At 67.6% G+C, this 12,142-nt stretch carries 10 protein-coding genes; 6 read left to right on the forward strand and 4 right to left on the reverse strand.

Annotated elements, in window-relative coordinates; genetic code table 11:
- Positions 1–46: 46 nt before the first annotated feature.
- Positions 47–394, forward strand: a complete 348-nt coding sequence (locus AAID08_RS09030; protein WP_081273544.1) for a hypothetical protein — start codon at positions 47–49, stop codon at positions 392–394.
- A 197-nt stretch (positions 395–591) separates the two neighbouring features.
- Here AAID08_RS09030 and rho read toward each other — a convergent pair whose 3' ends face one another.
- Both rho and trxA read right to left on the reverse strand, forming a co-directional pair.
- Positions 592–1,851, reverse strand: coding sequence for a transcription termination factor Rho (gene rho / locus AAID08_RS09035; protein WP_006387816.1), 1,260 nt, complete (start codon positions 1,849–1,851; stop codon positions 592–594).
- A gap of 117 nt (positions 1,852–1,968) precedes the next feature.
- Complete coding sequence (trxA, locus tag AAID08_RS09040) at positions 1,969–2,295, reverse strand: thioredoxin TrxA (protein ID WP_006387817.1); 327 nt, start codon at positions 2,293–2,295, stop codon at positions 1,969–1,971.
- Between the two features lie 326 nt (positions 2,296–2,621).
- Between trxA and parE the strand changes: the two genes are divergently transcribed.
- From parE to AAID08_RS09065, 5 genes are all read left to right on the forward strand, one after another.
- Entirely contained in the window at positions 2,622–4,583 is a 1,962-nt protein-coding gene (parE, locus tag AAID08_RS09045) for a DNA topoisomerase IV subunit B (protein WP_054503942.1), read from the forward strand.
- Entirely contained in the window at positions 4,583–5,194 is a 612-nt protein-coding gene (locus AAID08_RS09050; RefSeq protein WP_054503941.1) for a YcxB family protein, read from the forward strand. The genes parE and AAID08_RS09050 overlap by 1 nt, the downstream gene beginning before the upstream one ends.
- A gap of 35 nt (positions 5,195–5,229) precedes the next feature.
- Positions 5,230–7,551: a DNA topoisomerase IV subunit A gene (gene parC, locus AAID08_RS09055; RefSeq protein WP_395757539.1), complete on the forward strand. Its 2,322-nt coding sequence runs from the start codon at positions 5,230–5,232 to the stop codon at positions 7,549–7,551.
- Positions 7,552–7,685: 134 nt separating this feature from the next.
- Complete coding sequence (locus AAID08_RS09060; RefSeq protein WP_064526308.1) at positions 7,686–8,306, forward strand: TetR/AcrR family transcriptional regulator; 621 nt, start codon at positions 7,686–7,688, stop codon at positions 8,304–8,306.
- Positions 8,303–9,565, forward strand: coding sequence for a DUF418 domain-containing protein (locus AAID08_RS09065; protein ID WP_395757540.1), 1,263 nt, complete (start codon positions 8,303–8,305; stop codon positions 9,563–9,565). Before AAID08_RS09060 ends, AAID08_RS09065 begins: the two co-directional genes overlap by 4 nt.
- Before the next feature lie 12 nt (positions 9,566–9,577).
- Here AAID08_RS09065 and AAID08_RS09070 read toward each other — a convergent pair whose 3' ends face one another.
- The gene (locus AAID08_RS09070) at positions 9,578–10,918 is read right to left on the reverse strand and encodes an aspartate aminotransferase family protein (protein WP_395757541.1); all 1,341 of its coding nucleotides are present in this window, start codon (positions 10,916–10,918) and stop codon (positions 9,578–9,580) included.
- A gap of 70 nt (positions 10,919–10,988) precedes the next feature.
- On the reverse strand, positions 10,989–11,930 hold the full coding sequence (locus tag AAID08_RS09075; RefSeq protein WP_054503937.1) for a MurR/RpiR family transcriptional regulator: 942 nt from the start codon (positions 11,928–11,930) through the stop codon (positions 10,989–10,991).
- Positions 11,931–12,142: the final 212 nt, after the last annotated feature.

The raw sequence follows: 12,142 nt of genomic DNA on the forward strand, positions 1-12,142 counted from the left end.
GCCGCCGCCACCTGACATTGGGATACAGACCGGATGGAGTCTTCGCATGGCCAAGTCCCGCATCCGCCTGGCAACCGTCGTCGCATTGACGAGTGTTTCCGCCTGGGCCCAGGCCCAAAACCTGGCCCTGCCCACCATTCCGGAGGCGACGGATGCGATCGTCGACATGCTCGCGGGCACCGGCCTGTCGCGCCCGTCCGAGGTCAAGCTGGGCACCTGCGTGGCCGCCGAGCAGGCCAGCCACCCGGGGCAGGTCGCCTGCACGGTGGCGGTGACGATGGGCGCCGCGGTCAACGAGAACCAGATGGACTTCTACAGGCAGGGCAAGACGTGGAAGGCCCAGCCCAGCATGTCCCAGGACAAGCTGCCGTTCCCCGATCCCAAGTTGCGCTGAACGACGGCCGGGCGGCGGATCGGTTGCGGACCGGCCGTGCGCGCCGCCGCGGATAGTGTGCGGGCCGACGGGCCCCCCTGCGTGGATTCAATGCGGGCCGGCTCGAAACGCCGGCCCAAAAAGCATTTGGCGAGGACCGCCGTGGGGCAATCCTCGCCAGATCGATGCGTGCGCCCGGCGCGCCGGGCGGCGACGGCTTACTTCTTCTTCATCATGTCGAAGAATTCGGCATTGGTCTTGGTGGCGCGCATCTTGTCCAGGATGAATTCCATGGACTGGACTTCGTCCATGTCGTGGATGAACTTGCGCAGCACCCAGACCTTCTGCAGCAGGTCCGGCGCGATCAGCAGTTCTTCGCGGCGGGTGCCCGACTTGTTCAGGTTGATGGACGGGTAGACGCGCTTTTCCGCCAGGCGGCGTTCCAGGTGCACTTCGGAGTTGCCGGTGCCCTTGAATTCTTCGTAGATGACTTCGTCCATGCGGCTGCCGGTCTCGATCAGCGCGGTGCCCAGGATGGTCAGCGAACCGCCTTCCTCGAGGTTGCGCGCGGCGCCGAAGAAGCGCTTGGGACGTTGCAGGGCGTTGGCGTCGACACCGCCGGTCAGCACCTTGCCGGAGGCCGGCACCACGGTGTTGTAGGCGCGGGCCAGGCGGGTGATCGAGTCCAGCAGGATCACCACGTCCTTCTTCATTTCGACCAGGCGCTTGGCCTTTTCGATGACCATTTCGGCGACCTGCACGTGGCGGGTGGCGGGCTCATCGAAGGTCGAGGCGACCACTTCGCCGCGCACGGTGCGCTGCATTTCGGTCACTTCCTCGGGGCGCTCGTCCACCAGCAGGACGATCATGACCGCGTCGGGATAGTTGGTGGTGATGGCGTGCGCGATGTGCTGCATCATCACCGTCTTGCCGGACTTGGGGCTGGCGACGATCAGGCCGCGCTGGCCCTTGCCGATGGGGGCGAAGACGTCGAGGATACGGCCGGTGAGGTTTTCCTCGCTCTTGATGTCGCGTTCCAGGCGCAGCGGCTGGTTCGGATGCAGCGGCGTCAGGTTCTCGAACATGATGCGATGCTTGATCGCCTCGGGCGCCACGCCGTTGACCTTGTCCACCTTGACCAGCGCAAAATAGCGCTCGCCATCCTTGGGCGTGCGGACTTCGCCTTCGATCGAGTCGCCGGTGTGCAGGTTGAAGCGGCGGATCTGGGACGGCGAGATGTAGATGTCGTCCGTGCTGGCCAGATACGAGGTCTCGGGCGAGCGCAGGAAACCGAAGCCGTCGGGCAGGACTTCCAGCACGCCGTCGCCAAAGATCTGCTCGCCCTGCTTGGCGCGCCGCTTCATGATGGCGAACATCAGCTCCTGCTTGCGCAGGCGGTTGGCGTTCTCGATTTCCAGGCCAGCGGCCATTTCCAGCAGCTGCGAGACATGCAGCGCCTTCAGTTCGTTGAGGTGCATCGCGGTGAGTGTTGGGGGAAAAGTAAAGGAGGGTTCTGGCGGCGCGCCACGGACGGGCTCGCGCGGTATTGAATGCGCGCCGCCCCCAGGGCGGCGCCTTCGTTCACAGCACGCAGTTTACAACGCGCCGTCCAGGAATGCGGTGAGTTGCGACTTCGACAGCGCGCCAACCTTGGTGGCGGCAGCCTGGCCGTCTTTAAAGAGCATGAGGGTGGGGATGCCACGGATGCCGTACTTGGCGGCGGTGCCCTGGTTTTCGTCCACGTTGAGCTTGGCGATCGTCAGGCGACCGGCGTATTCGGTGGCGACTTCTTCCAGGATCGGGGCGATCATCTTGCAGGGGCCGCACCAGGCAGCCCAGTAGTCCACCAGCACCGGCTGGCCGGACTTCAACACATCGGCATCGAAGCTCGCGTCACTGACGTTCTTGATTTGGTCGCTCATGATGGTGATTCTCGGGTTCGGCAGCAAAAGGCGAAAAGAGGGACGCCTTGCCGTTGTTCTTGTTTGTGGATTGGATTAAAGCATACCACTGTCAAAAACAACAGGCATACCACTGTTTATAACAACAGTATTCGCCGCTTTTGTGTAGGATATCGCGGCGCAGTTATCGCGATCCGGGGCGTTGAACCCGGATCCGCTGGCTGTGTCTCTATCGTCATCCTACCGAATTCGGAGCTGGTCAGGTCGTGCGCATCCCACCCGGAGCCGCGCAGAATCTGGGCTTATCCGTAAAATGTCGGTTTTTTTCCACAGATGTTGGGGATAACTTGGCCACTCCACGTTACAACGAGGCGTCCATCCGCGTCCTGAAGGGGCTGGAGCCCGTGCGGCAGCGCCCGGGCATGTACACCCGCACCGAAAACCCCCTGCACATCGTGCAGGAAGTCATCGACAACGCCGCGGACGAGGCCCTGGCCGGTCACGGCAAACAGATCCTGGTCACGCTGCACATCGATGGCAGCGTCTCCGTCGAGGACGACGGCCGCGGCATTCCCGTGGGCCTGCACCCCGAGGAAAACGCCCCCGTGGTCGAGCTGGTCTTCACCCGGCTGCACGCGGGCGGCAAGTTCGACAAGGCTGGCGGCGGCGCCTACGCCTTTTCCGGCGGCCTGCACGGCGTCGGCGTGTCCGTCACCAACGCCCTGGCCACCCGCCTCGAAGTGGTGGTCTGGCGCGACGGCGCCGTCAATCGCCTGGTGTTCAAGGGCGGCGACGTCGCCGAACCGCTGGCGCCCTACGACCAAGGCGGCCGCAAGAAATCCGGCACCCGCGTGCGGGTCTGGCCCGACGCCAAATATTTCGACAGCCCCAATATCCCGCTGGGCGAGCTGACCCACCTGCTGCGCAGCAAGGCCGTGCTGCTGCCGGGCGTGAAGGTCTCGCTGGTCAACGAAAAGACCGGCGACACCAAGACCTGGCAGTACCAGGACGGCCTGCGCGGCTACCTGTCCGAGGCGCTGGCGGGCGCGGAACTGATGGTGCCGTTCTTCGAGGGCCAGCAGTACGCCGGCGCCGACCACGAAACCTTCGCCGAAGGCGAGGGCGCCCAATGGGTGGTGGCCTGGACCGAGGACGGCAACGCGGTGCGCGAGTCGTACGTCAACCTGATCCCGACGCCGGCCGGCGGCACCCACGAGTCGGGTCTGCGCGAAGGCCTGTTCGGCGCCGTCAAGGGCTTTGCCGAACTGCACAGCCTGCTGCCCAAGGGCGTGAAGCTGCTGCCCGAAGACGTGTTCGCTCGCGCCAGCTTCGTGCTGTCCGCCAAGGTGCTGGACCCGCAATTCCAGGGTCAGATCAAGGAACGCCTGAACAGCCGCGACGCCGTGCGCCTGGTGGGCGGGTTCGCCAAGAGCGCGCTCGACCTGTGGCTGCACAGCAATGTCGAATACGGCAAGAAGCTGGCCGAACTGGCCATCCGCCAGGCGCAGGCGCGCCAGCGTTCGGCGCAGAAGGTCGAAAAGCGTAAGAGTTCCGGCGTGGCGGTGCTGCCCGGCAAGCTGACCGACTGCGAATCCAGCGATGCCGCCCGCACGGAGGTCTTCCTGGTCGAGGGCGATTCGGCCGGCGGCTCGGCCAAGATGGGCCGCGACAAGGAATTCCAGGCCATCCTGCCGCTGCGCGGCAAGGTGCTCAATTCCTGGGAGGTCGACCGCGACCGCCTGTTCGCCAACAACGAGATCCACGACATCTCCGTCGCCATCGGCGTCGACCCGCACGGCCCGGGCGACACGCCTGACCTGTCGGGGCTGCGCTACGGCCGCATCTGCATCCTGTCCGACGCCGATGTCGACGGTTCGCACATCCAGGTGCTGCTGCTGACGCTGTTCTACAAGCACTTTCCCAAGCTGGTCGAGGCCGGCCACGTCTACGTCGCCAAGCCGCCGCTGTTCCGCCTGGACGTGCCGGCGCAGGGCAAGCGCCCGGCGCGCAAGATCTACTGCCTGGACGAAGGCGAGCTGGAAGCGGCGCAGGACAAGCTGCGCAAGGAAGGCTCGCGCGAAAGCAGTTGGTCGGTCAGCCGCTTCAAGGGCCTGGGCGAAATGAACCCCGAGCAGTTGTGGGAAACCACCATGAATCCGGACACGCGCCGGCTGCTGCCGGTGGGCTACGGCGACCAGACGCCTGAAGACACCACCCGCATGTTCGACATGCTGATGGGCAAGGGCGAGTCCTCGCAACGCCGCGCCTGGATCGAAGAGAAGGGCAACCTGGCGGAGCTGGACATCTGATGTCGTTGCCCTCGTCCCCGCCGCCGTCCGCCGCCATGGCGGTCGACCTGACCGCCGACGACTACGCCGAATTTGCGGCCTACGTGTACAAGCGGCCCGAATTGCGCCGGCGCCGCTACCTGTCGCACCTGCGTTTCGCGGTGTTGATGGTGGTGGTGCTGCTGGGCTACCTGGTCTGGCAGACCTGGGACGGGCACGGCCCGAACTGGGGCCTGCTGCTGCCGGTGTACTTCGAGGGGTTGGCGGTCGGCCTGGGCATCCTGGCGCTGCTGGCGCTGGCCTACGAGTTCGTGCTGCCGGGCCTGGTGCGCATGAACACGCGCCGCATGCTGGCCAAGCGGCCCGACGGCTTGTTCCTGGGGCGCCACCAACTGGTGTTCGGCGCCGACGGCATCGAGGACAGCATTGCCGACGCCTCGGGGCGCATCGACTGGGGCGACGTGCGGCGGGTCGAGGAAACGCCGCAGCATCTGTATGTCATCCTGGGGACGCTGCAAGGCGTGATCATTCCCAAGCGCGGGCAGGACGCCGCCACCCTGGACGCGGTGCGCGCCCAGTTGCGTGAGCACGTGGCCGATACCCAGTTGCTGGGCGCCGCGCGTCCCCAATGACGCCGTTTCAATGAATTTGTCTACCTGAAACCATCATGACCGACAGCAATCAACAAGGTTTGTTCGACGCCACGCCCGACGGGGGCGGCGATGCCGCCATCACCCTGGCGCGCTATGCCGAACAGGCCTATCTGGACTATGCAGTGTCCGTGGTGCGGGGCCGCGCCCTGCCGGACGTCGGCGACGGGCAGAAGCCCGTGCAGCGCCGCATCCTGTTCGCGATGCAGGCCATGGGACTGGGCGCGGGCGCCAAGCCCGTCAAGTCGGCCCGCGTCGTCGGCGACGTGCTGGGTAAATACCACCCGCACGGCGACCAGGCGGCCTATGACGCCATGGTGCGCATGGCGCAAGACTTCTCCCTGCGCTATCCGCTCATCGATGGCCAGGGCAACTTCGGCTCGCGCGACGGCGACAACGCCGCCGCCATGCGCTACACCGAAGCGCGCCTGACGCCGATCGCCAAGCTGCTGCTGGACGAGCTGGACGAAGGCACGGTCGATTTCGTGCCCAACTACGACGGCAGCCAGCAGGAGCCGCAGATGCTGCCGGCGCGCCTGCCGGTGATGCTGCTGAACGGCGCCTCAGGCATTGCGGTCGGCATGGCCACCGAGATCCCGCCGCACAACCTGCGCGAAGTGGCGCAGGCCTGCGTGGCGCTGATCAAGCAGCCGCAACTGCCGGACGCCGAGCTGTTCGGCATGATCCCCGGCCCGGACTTCGCCGGCGGCGGCCAGATCATCACGCCGGCCGCCGACATCGCGCAGATCTACGCCGGCGGGCGCGGCTCGCTCAAGGTGCGGGCGCGCTGGCAGTTCGAGGAAATGGCGCGCGGCCAGTGGCAATTGGTGGTCACCGAGCTGCCGCCGGGCACCTCGTGCCAGAAGGTGCTCGAAGAGATCGAGGAAATCACCAACCCCAAGGTCAAGAGCGGCAAGAAGAGCCTGACGCCGGAGCAGACGCAGGCCAAGGCCGTCATGCTGAACCTGCTGGACGCAGTGCGCGACGAATCCGGCAAGGACGCCGCCGTGCGCCTCGTGTTTGAACCCAAGACCTCGCGCGTCGACCGCGACGAGTTCGTCAACACGCTGCTGGCGCAGACCAGCATGGAAAGCAGCGCCTCGGTCAACCTGGTCTGCATCGGCACCGACGGTCGCCCGCGCCAGAAGGGCCTGCGCGACATCCTCACCGAATGGCTGGCGTTCCGCACCAACACCGTGATGCGCCGCACCCGCTTCCGCCTGGACAAGGTCATCGACCGTATCCACGTGCTGGAAGGCCGCATGGTGGTCTACCTGAATGTGGACGAGGTGATCCAGACCATCCGCGAATCGGACGAGCCGCGCGCGGCCTTGATGGAGCGCTTCAATCTGTCCGAGCGGCAGGCCGAGGACATCCTGGAAATGCGCCTGCGTCAGTTGGCGCGCCTGGAAGGCTTCAAGATCGAGCAGGAGCTCGAGGACAAGCGCAAGGAGCAGGTTGCGTTGCAGGAACTGCTGGATAATCCCAACACCCTCAAGCGTCTGTTGATCAAGGAAATCGAGGCCGACGCCAAGCAGTATGGCGACGACCGCCGTACCCTGATCGAGACCGCCGAGCGCGCCGTGCTCGAGACCAAGGTGCTGGACGAGCCGGTCACCGTGATCGTGTCGCAGAAGGGCTGGCTGCGCGCGCGCCAGGGCCACGGCCACGACGCCTCGCAATTCGCCTTCAAGCAGGGCGACGATCTCTACGGCGCCTTCGAATGCCGCACCACCGACACGTTGATCGCCATGGGCGACAACGGCCGTGTCTATTCGGTGCCGGTATCCGGCCTGCCGTCGGCGCGCGGCGACGGCCAGCCGGTCACCACCATGATCGACCTGGAAAGCGGCACCCGCATCGTCCATACCATCGCGGCGGCGGCCGACAGCCGCTGGTTGCTGGCCACGCGCGGCGGCTATGGCTTTGCCGCCAAGCTGTCGGACATGACCAGCCGCCAGCGCGCCGGCAAGCAGTTCATCACGCTGGAGGCGGGCGACGAACTGTTGCGTCCGGTGCCGCTGTTCGAGGGCGCCACGCAACTGGCGCTGCTGTCGCAGAAGGGCAAGTTCCTGGTGTTCGGGCTGGACGAGGTCAAATCGTTGTCCGGCGGCGGACGCGGCACCATCCTGATGGGGCTGGATGGCGCCGACAAGCTGGATCAGACCGTGCCGATCGGCGCGCTGGGCCTGCGGGCGGCGGGCATCTACCGCAACAAGCACACCGAGGACATCCTGGCGGGCGCGGCGCTGGCGGTGTACGTGGGCAAGCGCGCCCGCAAGGGGCGGGCGCTGGACGTGCGGCCCAAGCAGCCGCTGCTGTCGCCGGTGTTCGGCTGACCGCGGCCGGTCGGCGCCATCGATGAACGGCGGCCCCTGGGGGCCGCCTTTTTTCTGGGGTGCGCTTGACCGTGCTCGCGTCGCCGATATTTAATAGATAGACCAATCAGTCTATTAATAAACACCTTCGCAGCATGCGCAAAATCGATCCCGCCCGGCAGCAGGAGCGGCGCCGCCAGATCCTGGCCGCCGCCGCCGAGTGTTTCGCCGAAAACGGCTTTCATGCCACCTCGACCGCGCAGATCTGCGCGCGCGCGGCGATGAGCCCCGGCAACCTGTTCCACTACTACGCCAGCAAGGCCGAGATCATCGAGGCGCTGATCGCGTCCGACACCGACACGCTGCGCGAACGCCGCGAGGCCGGCGACGCGGGCGATGCGCGCGCCGCGCTGACTGGCTGGGTCGACGCAAACCTGGCGCAGTACCGCGATCCCGGTTTCGTCCGCCTCGGCATGGAAATCCTGGCCGAGGCGGTGCGCAACCCCCGGGTGCACGCGTTGGTCATGGCCAACGAAAGCGAACGCAAGGCGTCGCTCGCGGCGCTGCTGGCGGCGGTATGGCGGGACGTGCCGCCGGACGCCATGCCGCGACCCGTGTCCGAAATGGCCGACCTGCTGTTGCTGCTGCTGGACGGCATCTATAGCCGTTCGGTGGTGGATCCGCGGTTCGACGCGGCGGCCGGCGGGCGGTTGCTCGACGCGGCATTGCAGGGGTGCCTGCCGCCGGCGCCCGGCGCGGCGGGAGGGCGGCCATGAGCGTCCCCCTGAACGCTCCTGCCAGCGCCGCTGCTGGCGCCGCCGCGACCGCGCCGCAGCGCCTTGCCCATGTCGACGCGCTGCGCGGCTTCGCGCTGTTCGGCATTCTTGTCGTCAACATCGGCGTGTTCGCCTCGCCGTTCTACGCCAACGGCATCACCGACCCCGGCTTCTCGGGGGCGTGGGACGTGGCAGTGCGTTGGCTGGTGGCGTGGTTGTTCGAGACCAAGTTCTACCTGCTTTTCTCGTTTCTGTTCGGCTACAGCTTCACCTTGCAGATGAGCGCGGCTGAACGCGGCGGCGCCGCGTTCGGGCCGCGTTTCCTGCGGCGCCTGGCCGGCCTGGCGCTGCTGGGGCTGGCGCATGCGGTCCTGTTCTACCAGGGGGACATCCTGCTGACGTACGCGGTGCTGGGGCTGCTGTTGATGGCCTGCCGCCGCATGGAGCCGGGGCGCGCCTTGCGCCGCGCGCTATGGCTGATCGGACTGGCGTCGCTGGCCTGGGCCGTGTTGGGAGCGTTGAGCCTGCTCGATCCCGCCGGCACCGTCGAATTGAGCCGTGCCGCCAATGGGGTTTCCGTGGCGGATGCGCAGGCCGCCATCGAGGCCTATCGCGGCACCATCGGCAGCACGGTCGCTCGCCATTGGCATGAGCTGACCACCAGCATCTGGGGCGTCATCCTGCTGGTGCAGGGACCGTTTGTCTTTGCCATGTTCCTGGTCGGCTACGCGCTGGGCCGCCGCCAGGCGCTGGCCGATCCGTGGCGCCAGCCGCGCGCGTTGTGGCTGCTGTGCGCGCTGGGAGCGTTGCCCGGGCTGGCCGGGTCCGCCGCTTATGCGACCTCCGCCTTGCCGTCGATATCCCCATTGTGGGAAACCCCGGGCCTGGCCATGGACCTGTTCACGGCGCCGCTACTGAGCATGTCGTATGCGGCGGCGTTGCTGTTGGCGATGCGCACGCGGCCGGGCGCGGCGCTGGCGCGCATGCTGGCGCCGGCCGGCCGCATGGCGCTGAGCAACTACCTGATGCAGTCGGTCGTGTGCGCCTTCCTTTTCACAGGCTGGGGCCTGCGCCTGACGGGCAGCGTGTCGCCGGGGGCGGGCCTGGCGATCGCCGTGGCGATCTTTCTGGCGCAGTTGCCGCTGTCGGCGTGGTGGCTGCGCCGCCACGCCTACGGCCCGGTCGAATGGCTGCTGCGCGCGCTGACCATCGCCGCCTGGCCGGCGTGGCGCCGGCAGTCGGCGCCAGGGGCCGGCTAGGTCGCCTGCGGCTCAGCGGCCACTGTCGGCAATGGCGGCGTCGATGGCGCCAGCCAGGCGTTCGGTCAACTGGTCCAGTTCGTCGTCGGTGATGATGAAGGGCGGGGCCAGCAGCACGTGATCGCCCTGGCGGCCGTCGATGGTGCCGCCCATCGGATAGACCATCAGGCCGCGCGCCATGGCTTCGCGCTTGATGCGCGCATGCAGCGACAGAGCCGGGTCGAAGGTCGCCTTGCTGGCGCGGTCCTGCACCAGCTCCACGCCCATGAACAGTCCGCGGCCGCGGATATCGCCGACGTGCGGATGGTCGCCCAGCGCCTGGTGCAGGCGCTGGCGCAGCCCCTCGCCCTGGGCGCGCACGCGCGCCAGCAGGTTGTCGCGCTTGATCACCTGCTGCACCGCCAGCGAGGCCGCGCACGCGGTGGCATGGCCCAGGTAGGTGTGGCCGTGCTGGAAGAAGCCGCTGCCCCGCTGCATCGCCTGCACGATGCGTTCCTGCGCCATGACCGCGCCGATCGGCTGGTAACCGCCGCCCAGGCCCTTGGCGATGGTGATCAGGTCGGGCGTGATGCCTTCCTGTTCGACGGCATACAGCGTACCGGTGCGGCCCATGCCGCACATCACCTCATCGGCGATCAACAGCACGCCGTGGCGGTCGCAGACCTCGCGGATGCGGCGGAAATAGCCCGGCACCGCGGTCACCGCGCCCGAGGTCGCGCCCACCACCGGCTCGGCGACGAAGGCCATCACGCTGTCGGGGCCGAGACGCTGGAAGGTCTGCTCCAGTTCCTGCGCCAGGCGTTCGGCGTATTGGTCATCGGTTTCGCCAGCCGTTTGGTCGCGGTAGGCATAGCACGGCGACACGTGCGCCACGTCGATCAGCAGCGGCGCGAACTGCGCCCGGCGCCAGGCGTTGCCGCCCACCGCCAGCGCGCCCAGCGTGTTGCCGTGGTAGCTCTGGCGCCGGGCCACGATGTGGCGGCGCTGGGGCTGGCCGATCTCGACGTAGTACTGGCGCGCCATCTTCAGCGCGGCCTCGATCGCCTCCGAGCCGCCGGAGACGAAGTACGCATGCGAGGTGCCGGCCGGCGCGTCGGCGACCAGCGTCGCGGCCAACCGCTCGGCGACCTCGGTGGTGAAGAAGCTGGTGTGGGCATAGGCCAGCGCGTCGATCTGCGCGTGCATCGCGGCCTGCACGTCGGGATGGTTGTGCCCCAGGCACGAGACCGCGGCGCCTCCCGAACCGTCCAGATAGGCGCGGCCGTCCTGGTCATAGAGCCAGGCGCCCTGGCCGCGGACCGCGACCGGGGGCGTGCTGCGCAGGGAACGATGAAGGACTCGGGTATGGGTCATGATGAGGAACTCCGGAGCGGGAAGGGCGGATGACGGATGGCGAAGAGGTGGGAAGCGGCGCGCGGCGGGGTCATTCCGGAGCCGGCGCCGCGCTGCGCCCGCGCGGCGGCTCGCGCCAATAGGCGCCGTCGGCCTGCAGCCGCGCCTCGATCTCGTCCAGGCGTTGCAGCACCGCCTCGCCGCCGCGGGCCGCGAGCCGCGCGATCAGGTGTTCGGCCAGGCCCAGCAGACCCGCGGTGCTGTGGAAGAAGGACGCGGGATCCCGCGCCTCGCCGTCATCCGGCCCGGTGTCGGCGGGACGGGTGAAGCGCAACACATGGCGGGCGGCCCGCGCCACCGGGCTGGTGTCGCTGTCGGTCAGCGCCAGCACGGCGACGCCGCGGGCGGCGATCTCGCGGGTCAGGCGCACCGTCGCGGTCGGATAAGGGGCCTGCGATATCACCACGAGGGCGTCGCCGGCCTGCAGGCTGTCGGCATCCTCGGCCGCGGCGCCGCCCAAACCATCGATCAGGATGCCGTTGCGGCGCAGCAGGTGGTAGGCATAGCGCATCTGGAAGGCGACGCCGAAGGCCGAGCGCGTCCCCAGGAAGCCGACCTGGCGCGCCCGCAGCAAGGTATCGACGGCGGCGTCGAACGCCATCGCGTCGTTGGCTTGCCAGACCGAGGCCAGGGCCGCCGTCTGCCATTGCGTCAGCGCATCCTGCCCCGTGCCGCCGGCCGGGTGGGCGTGCGCGGCCTGCAGACGCGCCGCGCGCTCGCGCAAGCCGTTGTCGGCGGCGCCGGCCAAAGCGCGTTGGAATGGCGCGCGGAAGGCCTCGTAGCTGTCATGCCCGGCAGCGCGCGCCAGGCGCAGCATGGTGGCGGGGGAGACGCCCACTGCCTGCGCCTGCCGGCGCATCGACCACAGTCCCACTTCGGCCGGATTGGCCAGCACCCAATGCGCCGCGCGCTGCAATTCGGCGGGCAGGGTGGCGCTGAGGCGGCGCAGGTGGTCTTGCAGGGGCGCGATCATGGCGGAAAAAGTGAAAGGAATAAAACAAATGCTACCGCTGTCTGGATAAAAATAAAACAGATGTTTTATTTGCGAAATGTAGAACGATTCCCGCAAATCGTAACGACCGCCGTTCCCGGGAACGCCCCGGCGACTTGACGACGGAATGCGCGGAAATGATTACAAAATGAGGGTCGATCCGGTTTGACACGGGGATAGGTCACCCATATCAT

This window comes from Achromobacter sp. EB05, assembly GCF_044232075.1.
GTDB lineage: Bacteria > Pseudomonadota > Gammaproteobacteria > Burkholderiales > Burkholderiaceae_B > Achromobacter > Achromobacter dolens.